The sequence below is a fragment of the Methylobacterium sp. J-068 genome (assembly GCF_022829445.1).
Classification (GTDB): Bacteria; Pseudomonadota; Alphaproteobacteria; order Rhizobiales; family Beijerinckiaceae; genus Methylobacterium.
This window is the reverse complement of record NZ_JAKSXY010000100.1, coordinates 25,126-51,188: the sequence shown is the minus strand read 5'-3', so window position 1 is coordinate 51,188 and position 26,063 is coordinate 25,126. Positions and strand designations below refer to the sequence as shown.

21 protein-coding genes are annotated in these 26,063 nt (G+C 71.9%); 8 read left to right on the top strand and 13 right to left on the bottom strand.

All coding sequences use genetic code 11. From position 1 onward, the window contains the following. Positions 1 to 67 precede the first annotated feature (67 nt). From MKK54_RS17150 to MKK54_RS17140, 3 genes are all read right to left on the bottom strand, one after another. Positions 68 to 406, bottom strand: a complete 339-nt coding sequence (locus MKK54_RS17150; RefSeq protein WP_244012411.1) for a hypothetical protein — start codon at positions 404 to 406, stop codon at positions 68 to 70. 207 nt (positions 407 to 613) lie between these two features. Further along, entirely contained in the window at positions 614 to 991 is a 378-nt protein-coding gene (locus MKK54_RS17145) for a hypothetical protein (protein WP_244012410.1), read from the bottom strand. Between the two features lie 143 nt (positions 992 to 1,134). Continuing rightward, positions 1,135 to 2,178, bottom strand: a complete 1,044-nt coding sequence (locus tag MKK54_RS17140) for an alpha/beta hydrolase (RefSeq protein WP_244012409.1) — start codon at positions 2,176 to 2,178, stop codon at positions 1,135 to 1,137. 271 nt (positions 2,179 to 2,449) lie between these two features. Here MKK54_RS17140 and meaB point away from each other — a divergent pair, with 271 nt between their 5' ends. The 3 genes from meaB to MKK54_RS17125 all read left to right on the top strand — a co-directional run bounded on the left by meaB (position 2,450) and on the right by MKK54_RS17125 (position 4,611). Continuing rightward, positions 2,450 to 3,454, top strand: a complete 1,005-nt coding sequence (gene meaB / locus MKK54_RS17135) for a methylmalonyl Co-A mutase-associated GTPase MeaB (protein WP_244012408.1) — start codon at positions 2,450 to 2,452, stop codon at positions 3,452 to 3,454. Further along, entirely contained in the window at positions 3,451 to 4,083 is a 633-nt protein-coding gene (locus tag MKK54_RS17130; protein WP_244012407.1) for a peptidase C15, read from the top strand. The genes meaB and MKK54_RS17130 overlap by 4 nt, the downstream gene beginning before the upstream one ends. A 183-nt stretch (positions 4,084 to 4,266) precedes the next feature. Beyond that, positions 4,267 to 4,611 (top strand): CsbD family protein, encoded by a 345-nt coding sequence (locus tag MKK54_RS17125; protein ID WP_244012406.1) that lies wholly within the window; start codon positions 4,267 to 4,269, stop codon positions 4,609 to 4,611. A 66-nt stretch (positions 4,612 to 4,677) separates the two neighbouring features. Here the strand turns inward: MKK54_RS17125 and MKK54_RS17120 are convergent, their stop codons facing one another. Then, entirely contained in the window at positions 4,678 to 5,463 is a 786-nt protein-coding gene (locus MKK54_RS17120) for a 3-hydroxybutyrate dehydrogenase (RefSeq protein ID WP_244012405.1), read from the bottom strand. Positions 5,464 to 5,748: 285 nt separating this feature from the next. Here MKK54_RS17120 and MKK54_RS17115 point away from each other — a divergent pair, with 285 nt between their 5' ends. From MKK54_RS17115 to MKK54_RS17105, 3 genes are all read left to right on the top strand, one after another. Further along, positions 5,749 to 6,678 carry an AEC family transporter gene (locus MKK54_RS17115; RefSeq protein ID WP_244012404.1) on the top strand — a complete coding sequence of 310 codons (930 nt, stop codon included), beginning with the start codon at positions 5,749 to 5,751 and terminating at the stop codon, positions 6,676 to 6,678. 197 nt (positions 6,679 to 6,875) lie between these two features. Beyond that, positions 6,876 to 7,829, top strand: coding sequence for an acetyl-CoA carboxylase carboxyltransferase subunit alpha (locus tag MKK54_RS17110; RefSeq protein WP_244012456.1), 954 nt, complete (start codon positions 6,876 to 6,878; stop codon positions 7,827 to 7,829). Between the two features lie 354 nt (positions 7,830 to 8,183). After that, positions 8,184 to 9,716 (top strand): murein L,D-transpeptidase family protein, encoded by a 1,533-nt coding sequence (locus MKK54_RS17105; RefSeq protein ID WP_244012403.1) that lies wholly within the window; start codon positions 8,184 to 8,186, stop codon positions 9,714 to 9,716. 16 nt (positions 9,717 to 9,732) lie between these two features. On the opposite strand, the gene MKK54_RS17100 is transcribed toward MKK54_RS17105, so the two are convergent. From MKK54_RS17100 to MKK54_RS17085, 4 genes are all read right to left on the bottom strand, one after another. Continuing rightward, positions 9,733 to 10,356, bottom strand: a complete 624-nt coding sequence (locus MKK54_RS17100) for a LysE family translocator (protein ID WP_244012402.1) — start codon at positions 10,354 to 10,356, stop codon at positions 9,733 to 9,735. 124 nt (positions 10,357 to 10,480) lie between these two features. Continuing rightward, complete coding sequence (locus MKK54_RS17095) at positions 10,481 to 10,726, bottom strand: hypothetical protein (protein WP_244012401.1); 246 nt, start codon at positions 10,724 to 10,726, stop codon at positions 10,481 to 10,483. Positions 10,727 to 10,860: 134 nt separating this feature from the next. Further along, positions 10,861 to 11,577, bottom strand: coding sequence for a PhoH family protein (locus MKK54_RS17090; protein ID WP_244012400.1), 717 nt, complete (start codon positions 11,575 to 11,577; stop codon positions 10,861 to 10,863). Positions 11,578 to 11,985: 408 nt separating this feature from the next. Then, the gene (locus MKK54_RS17085; protein ID WP_244012399.1) at positions 11,986 to 14,358 is read right to left on the bottom strand and encodes an ATP-dependent helicase; all 2,373 of its coding nucleotides are present in this window, start codon (positions 14,356 to 14,358) and stop codon (positions 11,986 to 11,988) included. 239 nt (positions 14,359 to 14,597) lie between these two features. Between MKK54_RS17085 and MKK54_RS17080 the strand changes: the two genes are divergently transcribed. Then, a complete protein-coding gene (locus MKK54_RS17080; RefSeq protein WP_244012398.1) occupies positions 14,598 to 18,254 on the top strand; it encodes an AsmA family protein in 3,657 nt (1,218 codons plus the stop codon). Positions 18,255 to 18,325: 71 nt separating this feature from the next. Here the strand turns inward: MKK54_RS17080 and murJ are convergent, their stop codons facing one another. Together murJ and MKK54_RS17070 are read right to left on the bottom strand one after the other, a co-directional pair. Further along, the gene (gene murJ, locus MKK54_RS17075; RefSeq protein WP_244012397.1) at positions 18,326 to 19,861 is read right to left on the bottom strand and encodes a murein biosynthesis integral membrane protein MurJ; all 1,536 of its coding nucleotides are present in this window, start codon (positions 19,859 to 19,861) and stop codon (positions 18,326 to 18,328) included. 297 nt (positions 19,862 to 20,158) lie between these two features. Further along, a complete protein-coding gene (locus tag MKK54_RS17070) occupies positions 20,159 to 20,758 on the bottom strand; it encodes a superoxide dismutase (RefSeq protein ID WP_244012396.1) in 600 nt (199 codons plus the stop codon). A 237-nt stretch (positions 20,759 to 20,995) separates the two neighbouring features. On the opposite strand from MKK54_RS17070, the gene MKK54_RS17065 reads away from it, so the two are divergent. Continuing rightward, complete coding sequence (locus tag MKK54_RS17065; RefSeq protein ID WP_244012395.1) at positions 20,996 to 22,015, top strand: hypothetical protein; 1,020 nt, start codon at positions 20,996 to 20,998, stop codon at positions 22,013 to 22,015. A 22-nt stretch (positions 22,016 to 22,037) separates the two neighbouring features. Here the strand turns inward: MKK54_RS17065 and MKK54_RS17060 are convergent, their stop codons facing one another. The 3 genes from MKK54_RS17060 to metK form a co-directional block, all read right to left on the bottom strand. After that, positions 22,038 to 23,726 (bottom strand): HWE histidine kinase domain-containing protein, encoded by a 1,689-nt coding sequence (locus MKK54_RS17060; protein WP_244012455.1) that lies wholly within the window; start codon positions 23,724 to 23,726, stop codon positions 22,038 to 22,040. 262 nt (positions 23,727 to 23,988) lie between these two features. Further along, positions 23,989 to 24,747, bottom strand: a complete 759-nt coding sequence (locus MKK54_RS17055; protein WP_244012394.1) for a tRNA (guanine(46)-N(7))-methyltransferase TrmB — start codon at positions 24,745 to 24,747, stop codon at positions 23,989 to 23,991. Between the two features lie 4 nt (positions 24,748 to 24,751). Continuing rightward, positions 24,752 to 25,930, bottom strand: a complete 1,179-nt coding sequence (gene metK / locus MKK54_RS17050) for a methionine adenosyltransferase (protein ID WP_244012393.1) — start codon at positions 25,928 to 25,930, stop codon at positions 24,752 to 24,754. Between the last annotated feature and the right edge of the window lie 133 nt (positions 25,931 to 26,063).

Here is a 26,063-nt window from a genome sequence, read left to right as displayed (position 1 = left end):
ACGCTTGCGCGGAGGCCGCGGCGGCCCTCCTCCCCGCAGGGAGCCGGGACGCGATCGCGTCCGGCGATCAGTCGGCGTCCTCCTTCAGGATCTCGCACGCGGCGCCGAACTGGGACGCCAGGATCCACAACGAGACGGTGTTGTGCGAGGCCGTATCGCGCGTCGATCCGATCTGGAATTTGATCAGGATCTCCGTGTCGTTGTAATCCAGGATCTTACCGTAGGTGCCGGCCTCAACTTCCAGCGACTTGATCGTCTCCGGTTTCTGCAGGCCGCTGCGCGACTTCTCGTAACGGCCGACGACGGCGGATGCGTGCCGGATAATCGGATTTCCTTCGATCCTGATGGTTCGGGTGGCTCTCACCCCCGCATCCGTGCGGATGTCTTTCCTCAAATTCCCGGTCATGAGCCCCCGCCCCGCGCGACATGTCCACGGGAGGGTATCACACCCAAATCGGTCGATCCCTTCGGGATGGCGGATCTGGGCTCGGCTCAGCCCGCGCGGCACTCAAGGCACGGACCGCCCAAACGAAAAACCCCGCCCGAAGGGGGCGGGGTCATCGAAAAAGACCTCCGAGGGACGGGCGGCCAGCCCCCCGGAATGTCCAAAAACTCAGGAGTCGAGGCCGCCATCCTCGTCGATGTCGACCAGGAACACGATGTCGGCATCGTCCTCCTCATCGTCCTCGTCCGACTCGTCGTCGTTGGAGGCCTTGTCGTCGTTGGAAGCCTGGGCGTGGTGGGCGTCCGGCTCGAAGGGCTCGTCCTCCTCGGAATCATCCTCGGCCAGGGCGTCCTCGAAGATCTCGACCTCCTCCTCGGTGGCGGCGCGGATCTTGAGCGGGGAGGTGCCGTTCCACAGCACCTTGCCGTCGCTCTTCATGGTTTGGATGTCGTCCTTGAAGCCATCGCAGGTGAAGAGATCGTTGGCGACCTCCTCGGAGCCGTTGATGACCGCGATGGCCACGCCATCGATCTCGAGTGTGAACATCGCGAATCCTTATCTCTTCGTGGCGCAGGGCCGCTGTCCGTGTAGGGGCGAACGGGCTGGAGGCCAAGAGTGAAGGCGGAGGGTGAAGGCCAGAGTGACGGCCGAGGCTGGAGCCGCCCGAGGGTGCGGCGAAGGGCCGGGCGTCAGGCGCTGCCGCGCGCGATCGCGCGCTTGACCACGCCCTGCACGTCGGGATTCGACAGGAACAGGTCGTGGTTGATCAAGCCCCCGCCGTAATCCGAGGCGTCGGCCACGCGCACGCCGAGCGCCTCCAGGCGCTCGCGGTCGGCGGCCCCGGCCCGGACGACGCCGCCCGCGATGGCGCCCGAGAGTTCGAGGGCGCGGTCCTTGGTCGACGAGATCACCGTGACCTTGCTGACGTCCGGCCCCATGCGCTCGATGGCGCTCGTGAACAGGTCGATGTCGATGTCGGGGGCGGCCAGCACCACCGCGCCGATGCGCGCCATCGCGGCCTCGCCGGCCTCGGCCCGGAGCATGCGCAGGGTCTCTAGCGTCAGCAGGGTGCCCATGGAGTGGGCCACGATGTTGATGCGCCCGCCCGAGGGCGAGTTCGCCAGGGCCTTGAGCAGGTCCTCGAACCCGTCGCGCGACCACAGGGCGCTCTCGCGGTCGTAGCCGTAATCGAAGGTCGCGGCGGCCGAGGGCCAGGTGAACAGGGCCGAGGCGCCCCGGAAGCGGATGCCGTCCGAGAGCCGGGCCGCGCTGACCGCCGCCGACTGGAAGCTCTCGCGGTAGCCGTGGACGTAGATCAGCACGTCGCGCCCGAAGGCCGCCTGGGCGAAGGCCCCGGCGGCGCCCGGACCGGTCTCGACCTGCGGCACCGCCGTCACGGACCAGTCACCCGTCACCACGGACGAGACCGTGCCGATCAGCGAGCGGTCGGGCGCCGAGAGCCGGACCTCGGCGAAGCTCAGGCCGCGTCCGCGCTCGGAGCTGAAATACGGGCTCTTGGGCGGCGTGCCGACGGGCTTGCGCGTGGTGGCCACCAGCAGGACGGGACTGACGTCGAGGGCGGATTGCCGCTCGGGCGCCGCGCCGCCCACCGCGCCGGTGACGAGACCGTCGGCCACGCAACCCGCGAGCCCCGGCGCGAGGGCGGCGACGCCCGACAGGGCGGCGAAGCGCAGGAGCGCGCGGCGGCTGGGGGACACGGGCTGGGGAAGCATGGCTCGGGCCGAAGGCTTGAGGCGGTTCATGTCGTGCAAGGCGACCCTGACGCTGGCGGCCCGGAACGGGCAATCGTGGTGGCTACCCTGTCGATCAAGATCGTGACCATCGCGCGGCGGAGGCGTGGCCGTGGCGATGTGGATTGCGGGCAGAGGGCGCCCTGTGGCGGCGCGCGCACAGGGATCGGATCACAAACCCGGAGCGCAAACGTGGCGCGGACCCCGTACTCCCCCTCGACGAAAGCCGGCGGGACCGGCAAAGAAGACAGCCATGGCCCTGTCCTCCGCCCCTCCCCCCGCCCTCGACATCGATGCCCTGCGGGAGCGCCTGCTCGCCGGCGACCGCGCCGCCTTGGCGCGCGCGATCACGCTCGCCGAATCGAAGCGGGCCGATCACCGGGCGGCGGCGCGCGGCCTCATCGACGCGGTCCTGCCCCATACGGGCACGGCGATCCGCGTCGGCATCACGGGTGTCCCGGGCGTCGGCAAGTCAACCACCATCGACGCGCTGGGCGCCAACCTCACGGCGGCCGGGCACCGGGTGGCGGTGCTCGCCGTCGATCCGTCCTCGACGCGCACCGGCGGCTCGATCCTCGGCGACAAGACCCGGATGGCGCGCCTCGCCCTCGATCCGAACGCCTTCATCCGCCCCTCCCCCTCCTCGGGCACGCTCGGCGGCGTGGCGGCCAAGACCCGCGAGACCATGCTGCTCTGCGAGGCGGCGGGGTTCGACGTCATCCTGGTGGAGACGGTGGGCGTCGGCCAGTCCGAGACGGCGGTGGCCGACCTCACGGACTTCTTCCTCGTGCTAATGCTGCCGGGGGCCGGCGACGAGCTGCAGGGCATCAAGAAGGGCATCCTGGAACTCGCCGACATGATCGCGGTGAACAAGGCCGATGACGGCGAGGGCGAGCGCCGGGCCAGCGCCGCCGCCTCCGAGTACCGCGCGGCCCTGCACATCCTCTCGGCGCCGAGCTCGACCTGGACACCGCCCGTGGTCACGATCTCGGGCCTGAACAACAAGGGCCTCGACGGCCTGTGGGAGCGGGTGGTCGACCACCGCGACAAGCTCACCGCCACGGGCGAGATCGCGCGCAAGCGCCGGGCCCAGGACGTGAAGTGGATGTGGGCCCTCGTGCATGAGCGCCTGCACCAGCGCCTCGTCGGCTCGGCCGAGGTGCGCCGCCAGACCGCGGAGGCCGAGGGCGCGGTCTCGCGGGGGGAATCCTCGCCCGCCGCCGGCGCGGAGGCCATCGCCACCCTGATCGGCCTGTGACGGGCACACGGGGCGGATTGCTGGTCACGGGGTTCGGTCCGTTCCCGGGCGTCCCCCGCAATCCCAGCGCCGCCCTGGCGCGCCGGATCGGCGTCCACGCGGCAGCCAGGCTCGGCGGGATGCCGGTGCGGGTCCTGATCCTGCGCACGACCTACGCGGCGATCCCCGAGCTGCTGGAGCCGGCGCTCGCCGAAGGTCCGGCCGCCATCCTGATGCTCGGCGTCGCCAGGAGCGCCCGCTGCGTGCGGGTCGAGATGCGGGGCCGCAACCGCACGAGCCGGCTGTTTCCCGACGCCTCGGGGCGGATCGCGGCGCGCCTCGCCCTGGAGCGCGACGGCCCGGCCGCCCGCTGGACCCGGGCCGGGGCGCAGAGCCTCGCGGTCCTGCGCCGGGCCGGCCTCCGGGCGACCCCGTCGCACGATGCCGGCCGCTACCTGTGCAACGCGACCTATTTCCGGGCCCTGCGCGAAGGCTGCCCGGTGCTGTTCCTGCACATCCCCCTGCCGCCGCGCACCCGGCGCCCGGGCAAACCCGCGCGGCCGCGCCGGCAGGGACCGGAGGCCGCGATGGCGGACGCCTTCGCGGAGGTGGCGCGCCGCCTCGCCGTGCGGGCCCGCGCCCGGGCCTGAGCGCGGCGCCGTCCTTTGCCGGCGCGCCAGGATTGTCGCGTCCGGACGAGATTTTCGGCCTCGCATTGGTGCGCTTCGGGCGGTCGAGCGTTCTGTGATCGTCGGATGCGGGCGCCACCGACCTTTCAGGCGATGCCTCCCTGGAAGACATCGCCCGCGTCACCCGCGTTCAGGAGAGAGACCATGGTCGATACGGATCGCATCGTCGGAGCCGCCAAGGAGTTCGGCGGCAAGGTGCAGAGCGCCTCAGGAGACCTCGCGGGGTCGTCGCGGAGTTCGGCGGAGGGCCGCTACCGCGAGGCGGAGGGCCGCGCCCAGGACATCTACGGACAGGCCAAGGACACGCTGCGCGACGTGGCCGACAACGTCTCGGATTATGCCGGCGACGCCTATGATCGCGGCGGCCACTACCTGCGCGACGGCGGCCGCGCGGTCAGCGGCCGCGTCGAGGAGAACCCGCTGATCGCCCTCGTGATCGCGGGCGCCGTGGGCTACGGCCTCGCCCTGCTGCTGCACGGCCGCCGCTGAGGCGCCGTCTGGCCCCGTGCCGCCGTCACTCGGAAGAGCGGCGGGACGGGGCCTCGGGCTCCAGGATCACTGCGCGGTCCAGCCGCCATCCATCGCCATGTTGGCGCCGGTGATCTGACTCGCCGCGTCGGAGGCCAGGAACACCGCAAGCGCCGCGACCTGATCGATGGTGACGAATTCCTTCGTGGGCTGGGCCTTGAGCAGCACCTCGTTGATCACCTGATCCTCGGTCATGCCCCGCGCCTTCATGGTGTCGGGAATCTGGCTCTCCACCAGCGGGGTCCAGACGTAGCCCGGCGAGATGCAGTTCACGGTGATGCCGTGGGTCGCGAGTTCGAGGGCGGCGGCCTTGGAGAGGCCGACGAGTCCGTGCTTGGCCGCCACGTAGGCCGACTTGAACGGCGAGGCGACCATGGAATGCGCCGAGGCCGTGTTGATGATCCGGCCCCAGCCGCGCCGCTTCATGCCGGGGATCGCCGCCCGCATGGTGTAGAAGGCCGAGGACAGGTTGAGGGCGAGGATCAGCTCCCACTTCTCCGGCGGGAAATCCTCGATCGGCGACACGAACTGCATGCCGGCGTTGTTCACCAGAATGTCGAGGGAGCCGAAGGTCTCCTCGGCCAGCCCGACGAAGCCCTCGATCTGGTCGGGCTTCGTCATGTCGGCGGCCGAGTGGACCGCCCGGATTCCGAACTCGGACTCGATGCCGCTGCGCGCCGCCTCGATGTCCTCGGGCTTGCCGAAGCCGTTGAGGACGATGTTGGCACCCTGGGCCGCGTAGGCCCGGGCCACGGCGAGGCCGATGCCGCTGGTCGAACCGGTCACGGCGGCGGTCTTGTTCTTCAAGCTCATGGTCGTCGGGCTCCGATCGGGACGTCAGGTGCGGGGTCGGGGGCAAGGGTCACGTGCACGGGTCGGCCGTATGGGCATGCGGCGGGTCCGTCCCGCCGCACGGTCGGTCGTGCCGACACCAGCACGCAAGATGGCCGCGCAGGCCAGGGCCTGCAGCCCATCCGCGAGACGCCCACCCGGTCTTTGTCACCCTTGGCCGAGGCCGGACCGCGCGCTCGGGTGGTGAAACCGGCGCGGCGCCGCTAAGCCGGCCCCTTCCCTCGGCCCGGATCGGAACCCGGATTCATGACCGGCACGATCCTCCTCGCGCTGCTGCCCATCGTCCTTCTCATCGGACTCGGCGCGGCCCTGCGCCGATGGCGCTTCCTCGGCGAGGCCTTCTGGCCGCAGGCGGAACGGCTGGGCTTCTACGTCCTGCTCCCCGCCCTGTTCGTCCACGGCCTCGTCGGCGCACCCCTGGAGGGCGTTCCCATCGGGGCGCTCGCCGGCGTGCTGGTGGCCTCCACCCTCGCCGTCGCGGCCGGGCTCCTCGCGAGCCGCCGGTTCCTCGGCTTCGAGGGCGCCGCCTTCACCTCGATCTTCCAGGGCGGCATCCGCTTCAACAATTACGTCGGCGTCTCGGTGGCGGCCGGGTTGTACGGCGCCCAGGGCATCGCGATGGCGGCCGTGGCCAACGCCGCCATCGTGCCCACGGTGAACGTCCTGTGCGTGCTGGTCTTCGCCCGGTTCGGCACCCTCGGCCGGCTCTCGCCCACCGGAATCCTGCGGCTCCTCGCCCTCAATCCCCTCGTCCTCGCCTGCCTCGTCGGCATCGGCCTGAAGGTCGCGGGCATCGGCCTCCCGCCCGGGATCGAACCGGTCCTGCGGGCGCTCGGCCAGGCCTCCCTGCCGCTGGGCCTTCTCTGCGTGGGCGCCGCCCTGGAATTCGGCGCGGCGCGGCGCTGGATGCGGCCCGTGCTCGTCGCCTCGGCGGCGAAGTTCGTGGCGATGCCGCTCGCGACCCTGGCGGCCTGCCTCGCCTTCGGCCTGCACGGACCGGCCGCCGCCACGGCCCTGCTGTTCCAGGCGCTGCCGACCGCCTCGTCCTCCTACATCATGGCCCGCCAGCTCGGCGGAGACGCGCCCCTGATGGCCGGGATCACCGCCGTGCAGACCGTGCTCGCCGGGGTCGGCATGCCGATCGTCCTGATCGGGCTCCTCGGATTCGTCGGGTGAGGCGCGACGCGGACGGGCCGGGGCCGGGCGCCGGATCGCGGTTGACACCCGCGCCTCCATCCCCAACACCCGGCCCGCGCCGCCGTCGTCGGCGCGCGCCATAGGCCCGACACGATCTGCATGAGAACGGTCGCGCGGCCCCCGGGCCTCCCGGTGCCGCGCCCGAGCACGAAATGGATCCCCCCTCGATGACGGTGATGCGCACCTACCTGGATTTCGAGAAGCCCGTCGCCGAACTCGAGGGCAAGGTCGAGGAGCTGCGCGCCATGGGCGCGCGCGACGGCGCGGTCTCGATCAGCGAGGAGGTCGGGCGCCTGGAGGCCAAGGCCGCCGCCGCCCTCTCCGACATCTACGCGGGCCTGACGCCGTGGCAGAAGACGCAGGTGGCCCGCCACCCGCAGCGTCCGCACTTCATCGATTACTGCGCCGGCCTCATCACCGAGTTCACTCCGATGGCGGGCGACCGCTCCTTCGGCGAGGACGAGGCCATCGTGGGCGGGTTCGGGCGCTTCCGGGGCCGCCCGGTCTGCGTGCTCGGCCAGGAGAAGGGCTCCACCACCGAGACCCGCCTGCGGCACAATTTCGGGATGGCCAAGCCCGAGGGCTACCGCAAGGCCGTCCGCCTGATGGAACTCGCCGACCGCTTCGGCCTGCCGGTGCTGGCCTTCGTCGACACGGCCGGCGCCTTTCCGGGCATCGAGGCGGAGGAGCGGGGCCAGGCCGAGGCCATCGCCCGCTCGACTGAGGCCTGCCTGGCGCTGGGCACGCCCAACGTCGCGCTCGTCATCGGCGAGGGCGGCTCGGGCGGCGCCATCGCGATCGCCACCGCGAACCGGGTGCTGATGCTGGAACACGCGATCTACGGCGTGATCTCGCCGGAGGGCGCGGCCTCGATCCTGTGGCGCGACCAGGGGCGCGCGGCGGATGCCGCCACAGCCATGAAGATCACCGCGCAGGACCTGCTGCGCCTCGGCATCATCGACGGCATCGTGCCCGAGGCCACGGGCGGCGCGCATCGCGGGCGCGAGGCGGCCATCGAGGCGGCGGGCGCCGCGATCCAGGCGGCCCTCGGCGAGTTCGACGGCCTGAGCCCCGACGAGATCCGCGACCGGCGCGCGGCGAAGTTCCTCGATATCGGCCGCAAGCTGTAGGACCGCCCGCTCTATCTGCGGCGTTATGGCGCGGACGAGCGGTGGAACCATAGCAACAATCCTTCACCGCGCCTGGCGAGACTGTGACGGCTCCGAGGCTGGTATGCCAGCGCGTGAAACGCGAGTGAATTCAATCCTCTCGTCTCGCCCCACGCGGCGTCCGATCGGCCGAGCCGGTCTTTGCGGCGGCATCGGGGCACGTCCTCGCCCGTGACCGCAATCCACACCGCCGCCCTTCGGCCCACGGCCTCGCCTTGCGGTAACAACCGGGTAAGTTTAACGACGCTAAGGGGTTGGGGAGTGGCGTTCGACGGGTGAGATCCCGCGACCGCGTGACTGAGGACGGGGTTCCCCATGGCTATGCGCCCATTCGTGGCCGCTGCTTTCGCTGTGCTCGCACTATCGCTCGGCGCCTGCCAGGACGGTTCGACGGGTGGTGGCATCCCGCTCCGGGCCCTCGCGCCCGTGCCCCCCAAGACCCTCGCGCTCATGGCGCAGAAGGGCATGGCCCAGAACGATCCGATCCTGATCCGCGCCTACAAGCGCGAGGCCGAGATGGAGGTCTGGAAGCGCGGCACCAACGGGCAGTACGCGCTCCTGAAGACCTTCCCGATCTGTCGCTGGTCGGGCCAGCTCGGCCCCAAGACCAAGCAGGGCGACCGGCAGGCCCCGGAGGGCTTCTACACCGTGACGCCGGGCCAGATGAACCCGAACTCGTCCTATTACCTCTCGTTCGATACCGGCTACCCGAACGCCTATGACCGGGCGAACGGACGCACCGGCAACTACATCATGGTGCACGGCACCTGCTCGTCCTCGGGCTGCTTTGCCATGACGGACGAGTCGATGGGCGAGATCTACGCGCTGGCGCGCGATTCCTTCGCGGGCGGACAGCGCGCGTTCCAGTTCCAGTCCTATCCCTTCCGGATGACGGCGGCGAACGTCGCCAAGTTCCGCAACGATCCCAACGCGCCGTTCTGGAAGAACCTCAAGGAGGGCTCGGACTATTTCGAGGCCCTGCGCGAGGAGCCGCGCGTGGGCCTGTGCGGCACGCGGTACGTCTTCGGCGGCGCCGACGCGGCGGCGGGCTCCTGCACCCCGAAGGTCGAGCCGTTGGTCGCCGAGAAGCGCGAGCGCGACAATCACGAGATCGCCGAGCTGATCGCCAAGGGCACGCCGGCCACGCGCCTCGTCTACGACGACGGCAGCCAGAACCCGGTCTTCCGCGGCCAGCAGCAGACTCCGGCCAACACCCTCACCTTCGCGAGCCTCGGCAAGCCGGAGCCCGAACTGCCCTACGATCCGAAGGACTACGCCCTGCACAAGCTCGGCGACGTCAGCCGGCCCGAGAGCCTCGCGGCCGGCGAGCGCGAGATCGAGGTCGACGCCAAGGGCCGTCCGGTCATGATGGCCGCCGCCGCGCCGATCCCCACCAAGGCCGCCGCCGCGAACCTCGCCCGGAAGGGCGCCACGCCGCCCGCGAAGGCAGAGCCCGTGGTGGCCGAGCCGGCCAAGCCCGCCCGCGTGATGGTGGCCGATGCCGACGGCGATCCGGCGGCCTACAAGAAGCTGCTGGGCAACCTGTTCAGCAATGGCGCCCCCGCGACGCCGGCCACCGACGCCGCGACCGTGCCGGCCGTCGCCGCGACGGTGCCGGCGGCCCCCGAGCCGAGGCCGGACGCCAAGACGGACGCGAAGGCGGCGCATACCAGGCTCGCCCATGCCGCCAAGGCGAAGCCAGCCGGGGACGACAAGGCCAAGCCGGCCGGCGACGACAAGGCGAAATCCGCCCACGACGACAAGGCGAAGCCGGTCCACAGGACCGCGTCGGCGGCGAGCGCCGCGCCGGCTCCCAAGACGACGGGTTCGACGACGCCGAAGAATTGAGGCGCCGACCCGGAGCTCAGCGCGCGCCGAGCAGCATCGCCCCGAAGCCAACGAAGATCGCCCCGGTGAGCCGGTCGAAGGCGCGCTTCAGCGCCGGACGGGTCAGCGCGGCGGCGAGCTTGCGGCCGCCGAGGGCATAGACGCCGTACCAGAACAGCTCCGCGCCCGCGAAGGTCGCCACGAGGATCGCGAATTGCGGCCCCTGCGGCCGCGCGGGATCGACGAATTGCGGCAGGAACGCGCTCGCGAAGAGCAGCAGCTTCGGGTTGCTCAGGCCGATCAGCAGGCCGTCGCGGTAGAGGCGGCGCAAGGACAGCGGCGCCGGACCGGCCCCGCCCTCCACGGTGATCGAAGCCTCGTCGCCGCGCCAGGCCCGGATGCCGAGGACGAGCAGGTAGGCGACGCCGGCGTAGCGCAGGACATCGAACAGCACGGGCGAGGCCAGGAGAACGGCGCTGAGGCCCGCGGCGGAAGCCAGCAGGACCAGGATGACGGCGCTGAGGCAGCCCGCCATGGCCGCCCCGCTCCGGCGGAGGCCGACGCGGACGCTGCGCGCCAGGATGTGGAGCATGTTCGGACCGGGCGTCCCGGAAAGCGCGAAGACGGCGCCGAGGAACAGCCACCAAGTGTGAAACGTCATGGCGCCTCGCCGCAGGGATGCCGAGCCGCCCGCATACACCCTGAGCGGCCGCCGAGCGCCCCCATCACAAGAAAAAGGGCCCCGCGAGGGACCCTTCTTCGAAACGATCAGGCGAAGATGCCGATCACATCCGGCGCATCATGCGACGGTGCATCATGCGGCGCTCCATGTGACGGCGCATCATGCGGCGCTCCATGCGACGGTGCATCATGCGACGCTCCATCCGGCGCTCCATGCGCATCTGCACGGTGGACACGGTCTCGGGGGCGGTCACGCCCATCGGGGCACCGGGCGCGGCCGAGGCGGAGGTGGCGAGGCTGGCACCGCCGAGCGAGGCGAGCACGGCGAAGGCAAGGGTCAGTTTCCTCACGTATAGACTCCCATTCTCTTATGTCCGAGCGCGGCCCCCGGCAGGTTCCCGCGGCCAGGGGGCCGGCCGGAACCGTCTCGCGCACCGGAGTGAGCGGCGGACCCCGTTCCGGTCCGCCGCTGATAACCCGCAAGTCAGAGATTCGTTTCCTCGAAAGCCCGCACCCACTCAGCACAAATTCCTGAGCGGACGATGTCGTCGAGGGTGAATTCCACCACGGGGATCGGCATCATCCGGCTCTTGATGAGGTGGATCACGGTCCGCAGGCCCGAGGTCTCGCGCAGATCGGTCTGGGACACGTCGCCGTTGATGATCACCTGGCAATCGTCGCCGATGCGGGTGAGAAACATCTTGATCTCGGCGGTGGTGGTGTTCTGCGCCTCGTCGAGGATCACGAGACAGTTCTTGAAGGTGCGCCCGCGCATCACTTCGAAGGGCACCACCTCGATGTCGCCGGTCTTCACCGCGATGTCGAAGGCGGCCTCGCCCATGCGCTCCTTCATGGTCTCGGTGAGCGGGGCGACCCAGGGGGCGATCTTCTCTTCCAGGGTTCCGGGGAAGAAGCCGAGCGAGCGGCCCGAGGGCACGTTGGGCCGGGTGATGATGACCTTGCCGATGCGGCGCTGGCGGAGCTGGTCGGCGGCGCGGGTGCCGGCGATGAAGGTCTTGCCGGTGCCGGCGGGGCCGAGGACGATGACTTGCTTGTGCAGGGCGAGGGCGTCGAGGTATTGCGCCTGCCGGTCGGTGAGGGGTTGGATCGGGCTTAAGTTGCGTTCCTCGTCGAAGCGGGTCTTGTGCAGACGGACCGGGCGGTCCTCAACGAGTTCAAGTCGTGTGCGGCGTCTCTTCATCGATCAACACTCCAACCGGACTTGCCAACCTGGATTCAATCTGAGCCTGACTTGCTGAACGTGTCTCGTGTCATCCTTCGAACCGATCGTCTCGCGGCGAACCTTTCTTCCGCGCCCCTTCAAGCCAATCCGGAGACCGCAGCCGGGTTCCGGGAAGGCCCTTCAAGCCTGTGGATTTCCAGACGCGGCCTCGCCGACCGCCGGAACTGGCGTTGCACGCACCATGCCGCGCCGGGCACGACAGGGGCGTGACACCAACTATTCTTGGGAATGATGTAAAAAGTTCGCGTTGCTTGCGCGATCCGGGAGCGATGGCGGCACGCAGCGCACCGATCGCGCGGTCCCGTGTCCTGGAAGACGCAAACCCCATCGGCGTTCGCCCCGCGCGCCCAGCCGACGGCCCGAAGGTCAGGCCGCCTGGATGAAGCTGTCGAGGACCATCTTCCGGCCGGCCTTGTCGAAATCAACGGTGAGCTTGTTGCCGTCCACACCCGCGACGGTGCCGGGGCCGAACTTGGTGTGGAACACCCGCATGTCGACCGTGAAGGCGGAGGGCGCGCCCGTCGACTTGGCGATGAGTTCGCCCTCGATCTGGCGCGGGCCGCCGCGCTGGGCGGGGGAGCGGTTGCCGACGCCGTAGCCGTTGGCGTTTCCCCTGGCGGCCTCCGCGGTGTTCGCCTGCGCCCGCTGCCAGCCCGGCGTGGCGTAGGACGAGCCGAAGGGGGCGGGGTTGCGGTCGAAGCGCGAGGCGCCGGCCGAGAAATGGGCGGGGGCGTCGATCACGTCCACGCTGTCCTCCGGCAACTCGTCGATGAAGCGGCTCGGGACGGTGGAGGACCACAGGCCGTGGATGCGCCGGTTGACCGCGAAGGACAGCTTGGCGCGCTTGCGGGCGCGGGTCAGGCCCACATGGGCCAGCCGGCGCTCCTCCTCCAGGCCGGCCCGGCCGCTCTCGTCGAGGGCGCGCTGGTTCGGGAACAGGCCGTCCTCCCAGCCGGGCAGGAACACGGTGTCGAATTCCAGGCCCTTGGCGGCGTGCAGCGTCATCAGCGAGACGCGGTCGGCCCCCTCCTGCTCGCTGGCCTCCATCACCAGGGAGACGTGCTCCAGGAAGGCGGCCAGATCCGGGAACTCCTCCATGGAGCGCACGAACTCCTTGAGGTTCTCGAGCCGCCCGGCGGCGTCGGCGGACTTATCCTTCTGCCACATCTCGGTGTAGCCGGATTCCTCCAGGATGGTCTGCGCCACCTCCGAGTGCGGCTGGGTGCCGACGAGGCGCGACCAGCGTGAAAAGCTCTCGACCAGGGCGCGCACGCCGGAGCGGGCGCGGGGCTTGAGCTCGTCGGTCTCGACCACGAGGCGGGCGGCCTGGAGCAGCGGCACCCGCTCGGCGCGGGCATAGGCGTGCAGCGCCTGAAGCGTCGCGTCGCCCAAACCCCGCTTCGGGGTGTTGAAGATGCGCTCGAAGGCGAGGTCGTCGGCCGGGTTGGCGGTGACGCGCAGGTAGGCCAGCGCGTCGCGGATCTCGGCCCGCTCGTAGAAGCGCGGGCCGCCGATGACCCGGTAGGGCAGGCCGAGCTGGACGAAGCGGTCCTCGATCTCGCGCATCTGCGCGGAGATGCGCACCAGCACGGCGATCTCGGAGAGGGGGTGCTGCTTCACCTGAAGGCTCTCGATCGCCTCCGCGACCTGGCGCGCCTCCTCCTCCGAATCCCAGGCGCCCGAGACCGTCACCTTCTCGCCGGCGACGTCCTCGGTGCGCAGGGTCTTGCCGAGCCGGCCCTCGTTCCTGGCGATCAGGCCCGAGGCGGCGGCCAGGATGTGCCCGGTGGAGCGGTAGTTGCGCTCCAGGCGCACCACCACGGCGCCGGGAAAGTCGTGCTCGAAGCGCAGGATGTTGTCGACTTCCGCTCCGCGCCAGCCGTAGATCGACTGGTCGTCGTCGCCCACGCAGGCGACGTTGCGGTGCCCCTGCGCCAGCAGGCGCAGCCAGAGGTACTGGGCGACGTTGGTGTCCTGGTACTCGTCCACCAGGATGTAGCGGAAGCGTTGCTGGTAATTCTCCAGCACGTCCGGGTTCTCGCGCCAGAGCTTGAGGCAGAGCAGCAGCAGGTCGCCGAAATCGGCGGCGTTCAGGGTCAGGAGCCGGGCCTGATAGGCGGAATAGAGCGCGCCGCCCTTGCCGAAGGCGAAGGCGCCCGCCTCGCCCGGCGGCACCTGCTCGGGCAGGAGGCCGCGGTTCTTCCAGCCGTCGATGGCCGAGGACAGGGCGCGGGCGGGCCAGCGCTTCTCGTCGATGTTCTGATCGACGATGACCTGCTTCATCAGGCGAAGCTGATCGTCCATGCCGAGAATCGTGAAGTCGGAGCGCAGGCCGACGAGTTCCGCGTGGCGGCGCAGGATCTTGGTGCCGATGGAGTGGAAGGTGCCGAGCCAGGGCATGCCCTCCCCGGCCGGGCCGATGAGCCCGCCGATGCGGTGCTTCATCTCGCGGGCGGCCTTGTTGGTGAAGGTCACCGAGAGGATGTCGAAGGGCCGCGCCTTGCCGGTGGCGATGAGATGGGCGATGCGCGTCGTCAGCACCCGCGTCTTGCCGGTGCCGGCCCCGGCCAGCACGAGCACCGGCCCGTCCGTCGCCTCGACGGCGCGGCGCTGCTCGGCGTTCAGCCCTTCGAGGTAGGACCCGCCCTGCGGCCGCAGGGAGGCCATGGCACGGGCGGCGATGGAGGTCGGGGCGGCGTCGGAGGCGGAAGCGCCGGCCGCGTCGGAGTGCTGGGTCATGCGCCCTTCCCTGGACCAAAACGCGAACGGCGTCGAGGGCGCGCGCGCTGCCCCCGCTATGGCGTCCTCGCGCGCGGTCTCCGGCCTCCTCCTGACCTCCGAGGCAGGATGCGAAAATCCGGCGTGGCGCGCACCGGCACCCACTGTGCTATGTCGGCCCCGGTGCGAGGCCCGCCTCGGAGCGGGGCGTGACTCAGCGCGCGGGGCCTGTGCCCGGATGACGAGGCGGAACAGAAACGGTGCGTGACATCCTGACCGCGCTGGCGGGCGCCGTCATCCTGCTCCTCGTCGCGGCGCTCGCCGTTCCGCCCTTCGTGGGCTGGGAGGGCTATCGCGGCACGATCGACCGGACGATCACCCGCTCCCTCGGCGTGGAGGCCCGCACCGAGGGGCGGATCGGCCTCCGCCTCCTGCCCTCGCCGCGCCTCAAGCTCGACCGCCTGCGGCTCGGCGCGGGCGCCGGCGACCGGCCGAATCTCGATCTGCCGAGTCTCGATCTGCAATGGCTCAAGGCCGAGATCGCCCTGGCGCCGCTGCTGAAGGGCGAGATCCGCTTCACCGAGACACGGATCGGCCGGGCCGAGGTGCGGCTGCCCGTCACCGACGGCGATGGAATGCTGCTCCCGGCCGGCGGATTGTCCGCCGCCGCGCGGCGCGACCTCGCGATCGAGGACCTCGCGATCAAGCAGTTCGTGCTGACCACGCAGGTGCCGGCCACGGGGCGGGTCGAGCAGTTCTACGCCGAGGCCCTGCGGGTTTCGGCCCCGGCGATCCTCGGGCCGTGGCGCGCGGAGGGGACGAGCCGGGGCGTGCCGTTCCGGGTCTCGACCGGCGAGGCGAGCCCGGAGGGGGTCAGCGTCAAGATCGCGGGCGGGGGCGACACGCAGCCCCGCTTCGAGGCCGATGCCCGCATCACCCTGGCGACGCTGAAGGCGGCCCCGGCCGCCAAGGCCGCCGGCCTGCGAACGGTGGTGCCCGAGGCCGAGGGAACGGCCCGCATCGTCGTCGGCCCGCCGACCCAGGCCGCGGGCGCCTACCTGCCCTTCTCCCTCGGCGGCAAGTTCACGGCGCGCGGGCTGAATGCCCGCTTCGGCGACGTCGCCCTGGAGGTGGATCCGGGCGGCCAGGCCCTGCGCCTCGGCGGCACCGGCCGGCTCGACCTGAAGCAGTGGCGCGGCGGCCTCGCGCTATCCGCCCGGCGCCTCGACCTCGACGCCTTCCTGACCTCGGCGTCCGGACAGGCGCTGATCGCGCGCGGCGTGCCCGGCCTGGGCGGGCGCGACGGCCTCGGCCTGCCGATCATGCTCGACCTCGACCTCGCGGTGGAGAGCCTGGCGCTCGGGCTCGACGAATGGTCCGGCCTCGCGCTCGGCGCCACCCTCGACCGCACCGGAGGCCTCGTCCTGCGCCGACTCGACGTCACGGCGCCCGGTGCGGCCGTCGTCGGTGCGAGCGGCGAGATCGACACCGAGACGGGGCCGAAGACGGAGACGGGAAAGGCGGCCTTGCGCTTCACCGGCCGCCTCTCCCTCGACGCGCCGGCCTCGGACGGGTTCGGCCGTTACCTGCGCCGGCTCGGGGTCGAGGGGCCCATGGTCGCGGTGATGGACGGGCGCCCGGTCCAGGTCGCCACCGACCTGTCGGTGGCGGCCCCCAGCCTGTCGCTGCGCAACCTGCGCCTCGGATTGGGTGAGGCCCGCATCACCGGCAACGCCCGCTACACCGCCGGCGAGGGCGAAACCCGGGGCCGCTTCGACGCGCAGCTCGTGGGCCAGGGCCTCGACATCGCCACCCTGCCGGCCCTCGGCGGCACCCTGTCGGAGTTGAAGGGCCACGATCTCGGGCTGACCTTCCAGGCCCGCGACGTGCGCTACGGCCCCGCGCATTCGGGCAACGGCACCATCGCGGCCAGCATCCAGTCGGACGGCGCCAGCCTCGTGGTCGACAGCCTCGACGTCACGGATCTGGCCGGCGCCAATGCCCGCCTCTCCGGCCGGATCGCCCCCGACGGCACCGGCCGCATCGCCGGCCGGGTCTCGGCCGCCGTCGCCGCGCCCCTGTTCGCCCTCCTCGACCGCGTCTGGGTCGCGGAGGCGCGCCACGTTCCGGCCTTCCTGCGCGCGGGCGCCCTCGACCTCGCGGTGAACCTGGAGCGGGATGCGGGCGCCGCCGACACCCTGCGGGTCGGAGCCAAGGGGAATGCCGCCGGCGGTACCCTCGACCTCGACCTCCTGAGCCGGGCGGGGCGCATCGAGACCCTCGACCTCACGGTCGCGGCGGCCAACGCGGCGCCCTGGTTCGGGCGCGCCGACATTCCCGCCCTGCGCCGCCCCGGCCGCCTGCGCCTCGTCGGCGCCCCGGCACCGTCCCAGGCCGGAATCGCGGCGGGCGCGCTCGCCCTGCGTCTCAGCGGGACGGCTTCCGACATCAGCGTCGCGACGGTGCAGCCCGTGCTGCTCGAACCCGGCGAGAACGTGCCGCGCGCCGGCGCGCTGCAACTCGGCATTCCGGACCTGACGCCACTTCTCACCCTGGCGGGAAGCGCCGCGCCCCTCCCCGGCCCGCTGCCGGCGGACCTGAGCCTCACCCTGTCGCGCGCCGGGCCGGACGCGCGGATCGGCATCGTCGGCCGGATCGCGGGGCAACCCGTCTCGGCCGACCTGACGCGGGCCCCGGAGGGCGAGATCGGCGGCAGCGCCACCCTCGCCCGCCTGTCCCTGCCGCAGCTCGCGAGCGCGACCGTCCTGCCGCTGGACCCGGGCGGCGCCCGGTTCGCCGCCCTGCCGGCCGGCCGGCCCGCGATCGCCCTCAGCCTGCGGGTCGACGCCCTCGACCTCGGGCGCGGGCTCACCGCCACGGGCGCGGCCCTCGGCGCCAGCCTCGACGGCGAGACCCTGACCCTGCGCGACCTCTCAGGGAGCCTCGCCGGAGGCCGCATCGCCGGCAGCGCGACGCTCAGCCGCCAGGGGGGCGCCGCGGCGATCTCCGGCGAGGGCACGATCACGGATGCGACCATCGCGGGTCTGGCCGGCGAGGGCGCGGTCTCGGGCCGGGTCACGGCGCAGCTGCGCTTCGGCGCCTCGGCCGAGAGCCTCATTGGGCTGGCGAACAATCTCGGGGGCAGCGGCAGCCTCACCCTGGCGGGGCTTCGCCTGCCCGGCGCCGACCCCGCCGGCCTGCCCCGGGCCCTGACGCGGGCGCTGGCCGAGGACGATCCCTTGCGGGAGGGACGTCTCGCCGCGCTGGTGGCGGAGGAACTCGGCGCCGGTCCGCTCACCGTCACGGCCCCCGTGACCAGCCCGGCGAGCCTCGTCGGCGGCACCCTGCGGGCCGGTCCGCTGACCCTCGACCTCGGGGCGGCACGCTGGACCGGAACCCTCGGCCTCGACCTGCGGGACGCGCGCCTCGACGCGCGCGGCACCCTCACGGCGGGCGCGAGCCCGAAGGGCTGGAGCGGGGCGGCGCCGGCGATCCAGCTCGGGTTCGGCGGGCCGATCCGCGAGCCGCAGCGCAGCCTCGACGCGGGGCCGGTGACGAACGGCCTCGCGGCCCTGGTGCTGCAGCGTGAACTCGAGAAGATCGAGCTGTTCGAGGCGGACCAGACCGAGCGGCAGCGCCGCCGTGGCCGCATCGAGATGGACAAGGCCCGCGCCGCCGCGCTGAAAGCGGCAGCCGACAAGGCGGCGGCGGACAAGCTCGCGGCCGAGAAGGCGGCCGCCGAGGAGGCCGCGCGCCAGGCCCGCCTGCGCGCGCAGCAGGCGGCAGAGGAGGCGGCCCGTCAGGCGCAGGCGCGGGAGCAGGCGAGAGAACAGGCGCGCGACGCCGAGGCGGCCCGGCGGCAGCGGCCGGATGCGGAGACCCCGCCGGGCGAAGCGGCGCCGGTGCCCCAGCCGTAGCGCTCTGCATCCGGGGTCACGCCAAATCCGGTCGATCCCGTCGGGATGGCGGATTCGGGCATGCGGTCTCCTCAGGCGCGCGTCATGCGAAGTCCGAACAGGCGCAGCGTTCCCAACAACAGCACCGCGTAGACCAGCGTTCCGGCGAGCCCGAGGACGCTCAGGACGGCGATCTCGCGCAGGCGCGGCAGGGCCGGCACCGCCGCCTCGACCAGCGGCAGGCCATAGCGGGCGGTGGCGGCCAGCGCGGCACAGGCCACCACCACCCCGAGGGCGGTGACGCCGAGCGTCCGGCCCGGCGCCATCCAGCCGCGCCGCCAGGCCAGCGCCACCAGGATCGCGAGGTTGATCCACTGCCCGATGGCGGTCGCGAGCGCGAGGCCGGTGACGCCGTAGGGCCCGGTCAGCACCACCTTCAGGGCCACGTTGATGGCGATGGCCGAGAGCGAGGCGATGAGCGGCGTCATCGTGTCCTGGCGGGCGTAGAAGCTCGCCAGCGCGCTGCGCAGGAGCACTACGGCGGGCAGCGCCAATCCGTAGGCGGCGAGCACCGAGGCGGCGCGCGCGGCATCCTCCGCCCCGAAGGCGCCACGCTGGAACAGGGCCGTCATGATGAGGGCCGGCAGGGTGAGGAAGGCCACCGTGAAGGGCGCCGAGAGGGCGAGGGAGAAGCCCGCCGCCCGGTTCTGCGCCGCGTGCGCCCCGGCGACGTCGCCGCCCGCGATGCGCCGGCTCATCTCGGGCAGCAGCACCGTGCCGGCCGCGATGGCGATGACCCCGAAGGGCAACTGGTAGAGCCGGTCGGCGTAGTACAGGGCCGAGACCGCGCCGGTGGGCAGGAAGCTCGCGATGATGGTGTCGGCGAACGAGGCGATCTGGAACCCCGCCGAGCCGATCACCGCCGGCCCCAGCACCCGGAAGAAGCGCCGCATGGCCGGGTCGCGCAGGGTGGGCGTCGTCAGCCCGGGCGCGATGCCGGCGCGCCGGCAATCCCACCAGACGAGCGCCAGTTGCAGCACGCCCGAGACCGTGACGCCCCAGGCGGCGGCGTAGGCGGCGTTCGGGAAGAACGCGGAAAGCGCGAGGGCCGCCAGCATGGACAGGTTGAGGAGCACCGGCGCGCCGGCCGCCACGGCGAAGCGCCGGTGTGCGTTGAGCAACCCCGAGAACAGGGTCACCAGCGTCATGAACAGGAGGTAGGGGAAGGTGATCCGGGTCAGCGAGACGGCCAGCGCGAAGCGCTCCGGGTCCTCGGAGAAGCCCGGCGCGAGGGCCCGCACCACGAGGGGCATCGCCGGCATGGCCAGCGCCAGGAAGGCGACCTGCACGAGGAGCATCAACGTGAAGATGCGGTCGGCGAAGCGCCGGGCGGCCCCGGTCTCGGCCTTCTCGGTCTCGGACAGGCCGGCATAGCTCGGCACGAACGCCGTGTTGAAGGCGCCCTCGCCGAAGATCGCGCGGAAGTGGTTCGGCAGGCGGAACGCCACCACGAAGGCGTCGGCCACCGGCCCGGCGCCCAGGATCGCGGCCATGACCACGTCGCGGGCGAATCCGGTGACGCGCGAGACCAGCGTCCAGCCGCCGACGGAGAGGATGCTGCGGATCATGGATGGGCTGCCGGACGGGGGGCTCGGATGCGATGGGCGAGCCCTAGACCATGCCGGGCGGCGGGGCGCAAACGCGAACCCAGCCGGCGCAGCCACAGATTGCCGAGTGCTAGGCTGCCAAGTGCTCGGCCGCCAAGCGCTCGGCCGCCAAGCGCCGCGCGGCCCTCGGTCGACCGATGACGGCCCCGGCCCCCACGCCGAACCTCTCCCCACAAGGGGAGAGGGACCTGTTCTGCTTGGAGGCCGTGTGTCGGGGGCGGTGGTGTCGCCGCGAGCCCGTATCGGCGCGGGTAGGCCTTACGCCGTCGCCTCGCCGTACATCTTCTCGACGTGCTCCCAGTTCACCAGGTTCTCGATGAACGCCTTGAGGTAGTCGGGGCGGCGGTTGCGGTAATCGATGTAGTAGGAGTGCTCCCAGACGTCGACGCCGAGGATCGGCTTGGCGCCGTGGACCAGCGGGTTCTCACCGTTCGGGGTCTTCATGATGGCGAGCTTGCCGTCCTTGACCGCGAGCCAGGCCCAGCCGGAGCCGAACTGGCCGATGCCGGCCTGGATGAAGTCGGCCTTGAACTTCTCGAGGCCGCCGAGGTCCTCGTCGATCTTCTTGGCGAGCGCGCCCGGCACGGCGCCGCCGCCATTGGGCTTCATCCACTGCCAGAAATGGATGTGGTTGTAGTGCTGGCCGGCATTGTTGAAGAGCGGCTGGTTGTTGCCGTAGGCCGAGGTCAGGACCTCCTCGACGCTCTTGCCCTCGAGACCCGTGCCCTCGAGCAGCTTGTTGCCCGTGTCGACATAGGCCTTGTGGTGCTTGTCGTGGTGAAACTCGAGGGTTTCCTTCGACATGTAGGGGCCGAGCGCGTCGTAGGCGTAGGGCAGTTCGGGCAGGGTGAAGGTCATGGGCAACTCTCCGGCTCGTGAGACATCGGGCGGGACGGCGCGCGCCAACCGGCGCACCGTCTCCGCACCAACGCGCCGTTACCTAAGTCGGTGCCTCGGCGAAGTCGATGCCCGCGATGGGGCGGGCCGGCGCATCGCCTGTCCGGTCGATTTCGTGGAAGCCGGGATTTTGCAAATGCCGGTCAGGCCTTTAGTGTGCGCGCCGCACGCGGAGTGCAGGCGTTTGTCGAGAAGTCCATGAGCATCGCGCTGTTCGCGCTGGCCGCCGTCATGATCGTCGGTGGCATCGTGTCGGTCATCCAGGGGTTCCCCTTCGTGCGGCTGGAGAGCGGCCTCGCCATGACCATCGCGGGCGCGACCACGGCCTCGGCCGGGGCCGTCGTGCTCGGCCTCGCCGTCGTCGCGCGCGGCCTGCGCAGCCTGGAGCGGGCCTGGCGCGCCGCGCCGCGCGCCGAGGCGCCCGGCCTCGACCCGGAGGGCGCCGAGCCCGCGCGCCAACGGCCGAGCCTCGCCGCCACCGCCGCGAGCCTCGGCGGCCTGACCGCGGCGGGTCTCGGCGGCGCGGCCACCCTGCGCGCCGGCCGGGAGCCGAGCTTCTTCGACCCCGCGCCGCCGCCCGCGCCCGAGCCGTCCGCCGCGGACCTTGCCTCCGCCGAGCCGCTGCTGCCGGACCTTCTGCCCCCGCACGAGACACATGCGGAGCCCACGCCCGAGCGGACGCACCCGGACACCGCCCCGCACCCGGACACCGCCGTGGCGCCCGCCCCGGCTCACCCGACCGAGGAGGAGTTGCTGTTCGCGCTGCCCGACTCGGACGCACCCCGTTTCGTCGAGTCCGAGCCCGCGCCCCACGTCGAGCCGGCGCCGCATGTCGAGCCGGCGCCGCATGTCCAGCAGGCGCCCTATGCGGAACCGATCCTCGAGATCCGGCCCGAACCGGCGCCGCCCGCCGATCCGCAGCCGGAGGAGCCGCCGCCACTGCGTCCCGCCCTCGCCGAGCCGGCGGAGTTCACCGAGCTTCCGGCCGCCGCGCCCGACCCGGTGCCCGAGCCGACGCCGGTCGAGGAGGCGCCCTTCACCGAGGCCGAGCGGCAGGTGGTGGGCACCTACGCGTCGGGGGGCAACACCTACGTGATGTATTCCACCGGGGTGATCGAGGCCGAGACGCCGCGCGGGCGCTACACCTTCGCGTCGCTGGACGAACTCAAGGCCTTCGTCGAGGCCGGCGGGGAAACCGACGCGCGCGGCGCGGCCTGAGCGTCCCGCAAACGCCCGGAGGTCAGGCCAGCGGGTTCAGCGCGTCGTTACGGGCGGGCAGCGGCGCCAGCATGGTCAGCGCGAAGCCTTCGGGCGGATAGGTCATCGTCACCTCGGCCCGGACTTGAGCGGTCAGCACGCGCTGGAGCAGGCGCGAGCCGAAGCCCTGGCGCGTCGGGGGGCTCACCGGCGGCCCGCCGCTCTCCACCCAGGAGAAGCGCAAGGTGCCGGCCGGGCCGCCGGGTTCGAGCGCCCAGGCGATCGAGACCCGGCCGTCGCGGGTGGACAGCGCGCCGTACTTGGCCGCATTGGTGGTGAGTTCGTGGATCGCCATGCCGATCGGCACCGCGACCTCGGAGGACATGTCGACGGGCGGGCCGACGAGCTGGATCCGGGCATCCCCATCCGCCGACCCGTCCAGACTCCCCTCCGCATAGGGCTTGAGCTCGTTGGCCAGGAGGCTGCGCAGGGAGGCGGTCTGCCAGGTGTCCTCGGTGAGGACCGAGTGGGTGTGGGCCAGCGACATGATCCGCCCGACGAAGGCTTCGTAGAAGCTCTCGATGCTGGAGGCGGTGCGGGCGGTCGATCCGACGATGGCCTGCACCGTGGCGAGGGTGTTCTTCACCCGGTGGTGAAGCTCGCGGATCAGCAGCGTCTGGCGCTCCTCGGCGAGGCGGCGCTCGGTCACGTCGGCCACGACCCCGATCAGCCGGCGCGGCAGGCGGTGGGGGGCGTCGCGCTCGAAGCGCCCGGCGAAGTCGAGGATCCGCCAGGCCCCGTCGCTGAGCCGGCGGATGCGGCCCGTGGCCTCCAGGACGCTGTCCTCGCGCAGCGCGCGGGTGATGGCGGCGCGGAAGGCCGGACGGTCCTCCGGGTGGAGCACGGCGTCGAGGAATTCACGCTTGCCCAGGGCACCGTCGGAGGGACGGCGTCCGAAGATCGCGAACATGCGCTCGTTCTCCCAGACGGCCTGGTCGTCGAGCATGTGCCACTCGAAGATGCCCAAAGCCGCGAGCGACGTGGCGATGCGCAGGCGCTGCTCGCCGTCGCGCAGGGCGTTACGCGCCTCGACCCGGGTGGTGACGTCCTCGATCACGCCGACCACGGCGATCGGGCGCCGCCCGCCCTCCGGACCGAGGATCGCCTGGCCCCGCACCTCGGCGTCGATCGCGACCCCGTCGCTGTCCCGGCGCAGGCGGCATTCGAGGGCGAAGGGCTTGGTCTCGCGCAAGGAGGCGCGGACCTGGGCCCGGATGCGGCCGGTCTCGCCGCCCTCCAGGGCCGCCTGCATCGTCGCCCAGCTCACGGCCGCGCCGGGGGCGAAGCCGAGGATGTGCGCCGCCCGGCGCGAGAGCGCGACCTGCCCGTCGGCGAAGTCGTAGCGCCATTCGCCGAGGCCGGCGGCGGTCAGGGCGGCGCGGTTCTCCTCGGCCCGCACCACCTCGTCCGCATCCACGGCCTCGGCGATCAGGACCCGGAAGTCGCCGCGCGCCGGGGATGGCCGGATGCGCAGGTCGAGGCCGGTGCCGTCCGCCCGCAGCCAGCGCCGGATGCAGCTGCGTTGCGCCACGGCCCCGAGGACGGAGAGGGCGCGCCCGTCCAGCGTCCCGGCGGCGTAGCCGAGGAGGTCGCAGAGGGCGGGGTTGGCCTCGCGGATCAGACCCGCACCGTCGACGACGAGGATACCGACCGGCGCCTGCGCGAACGCGATCCCGTGGAGGTCCGCACCCGGGGCGTCACCCCCCTCGCCGCTCGAAGGTCCGCCGGCGCTCGAGGGTGGGTTCGATGCGTCCTGCACTCCACATCCTCGCTCAGCGGGGCCAACCGCGCGCCACCGGCCCGAAACCCGGTCGGGCGCCATCAGACAACCGAAGATCGGACGGAACAAGACCGTCCTCGGTCGATAGCGCGGGATATCGGGGCACCCCGCGCGCCGGCCCTTGCCCGGCCATCCGCGCGCATCGTCGCAGAGGTCAGATGGGGGCGACGCGGCGGAATTCGAGGTAGCTCGGAGGCCGGCCGGCGGCGAGCGCCTTCGCCTCGTAGCGCGTGCCCGGCCAGTCGGCCCACGGGCGCGTCCAGTCGGAGGCCGCCCCGGCGGTCCAGTCGAGGTCCCGGCAGCGCGCGGCGCGCACCAGCGTCCAGCCGGCGTAATCGTCGATGTCGCTGGCGAACCGGAAGACGCCGCCGGGCCTCAGCACGCGGGCGATCTCGGCGAGCGCGGCGTCGGAGACGAAGCGGCGCTTGCGCTGACGGCGCTTGGGCCAGGGATCGGGATAGAGCAGGTAGACGCGGGCGAGGCTCGCATCGGGCAGGGCGGCCAGCAGCGCGGTCGCGTCCTCGTCCCAGACCCGGACGTTGCGCAGATCCCCCTCGTCCACCGCCCGCAGGAGCTTGACGACGCCGTTCACGAACGGCTCGGCCCCGATGATGCCGGTGCGCGGGTTGGCATGCGCCTGCGCCGCGAGGTGCTCGCCGCCGCCGAAGCCGATCTCCAGCCAGACCTCGTCGGTCGGCACGGGAAACAGGCTCTTCGGATCGAGGGCTTGGCCCGTTGGCGGCAAGGTCAGCCGAAGGGCCGGCAGCAATTCGGCGAGGCGCTGCTCCTGACCGGCGCGCAGGCGCTTGCCCTTGCGCCGCCCGTAGAAGGCGCGCCCGGCCGCCTCCGCGTCCTGGTTTTCCGACGCGTGCCCGCCCGGATGGGGCGGGAGGTGGTCCCGCCCCAGGCTCATGGGGTCAGGCCAGGGCCGACTTGAGGCTGTCGGCGAGGTCGGTCCGCTCCCACGAGAAGCCGCCATCGGCCTCCGGGGCACGGCCGAAATGGCCGTAGGCCGAGGTGCGGGCGTAGATCGGCTTGTTGAGGCCGAGCTTCGTCCGGATGCCGCGCGGCGACAGGTCGAGGGCGTTCATCAGCACGTCCTCGAGCCGGGCCTCGTCGACCTGGCCGGTGCCGTGCAGATCGACGTAGATCGAGAGCGGCTTGGCGACGCCGATGGCGTAGGCGAGCTGGATCGTGGCGCGGGTGGCGAGGCCCGCCGCCACCACGTTCTTGGCGAGGTAGCGCGCCGCATAGGCGGCCGAGCGGTCGACCTTCGTCGGGTCCTTGCCCGAGAAGGCGCCGCCGCCGTGGGGCGCCGCGCCGCCGTAGGTGTCGACGATGATCTTGCGGCCGGTGAGGCCGGCGTCACCGTCGGGACCGCCGATGACGAACTTGCCCGTGGGGTTCACGTGCCAGACCGTCTCCTCGGAGACCCAGTTCCGCGGCAGGGCGGCGAGGATGTAGGGCTCGACGATGGCGCGGACGTCGGCCGAGTCGAGGCTCTCGTCGATGTGTTGGGTGGAGAGCACGATCTGGGTGACGCCGACCGGGCGGCCGTTCTCGTAGCGCACGGTGACTTGGCTCTTGGCATCGGGGCCGAGCTTGGCGGCGTCGCCCTGCCGGCCCTTGCGAGCGTCGGCGAGGTCCTTGAGGATCTTGTGGGCGTAGTAGATGGGCGCCGGCATCAGCTCGGGCGTCTCGTCGGACGCGTAGCCGAACATGATGCCCTGGTCGCCCGCGCCCTCGTCCTTGTTGCCCGAGGAATCCACGCCCTGCGCGATGTCGGCGGACTGGGCGTGCAGGTGGATCGCGATGTCGTTGTTCTTCCAGTGGAAGCCCGACTGCTCGTAGCCGATGTCCTTCACCGCCTCGCGGGTCAGGTGCTCCAAGTGGTCGAAGGTCACGGAATCGGGGCCGCGCACCTCGCCCGCGATGACGATGCGGTTGGTGGTGGCCAGCGTCTCGACGCCGAGCCGGGCCTCCGGCATCACGGCGAGGTAGGCGTCCACGACGGTGTCGGAGATCCGGTCGCAGACCTTGTCGGGATGACCTTCGGAGACCGACTCACTCGTGAAGAGATAGTTCGAACGCGGCATGGAGGGTCCCCGGTGTCTGGGCGCGCCCAAGATGTCGCGGCGCCTCACCCGATCGTCTGAAGGCTGCGTGTCTGGCAGTCGGACTCCGAACGGTCAAGCCGAAAAACCGGATAAATCCGCCAAACAGAACGAA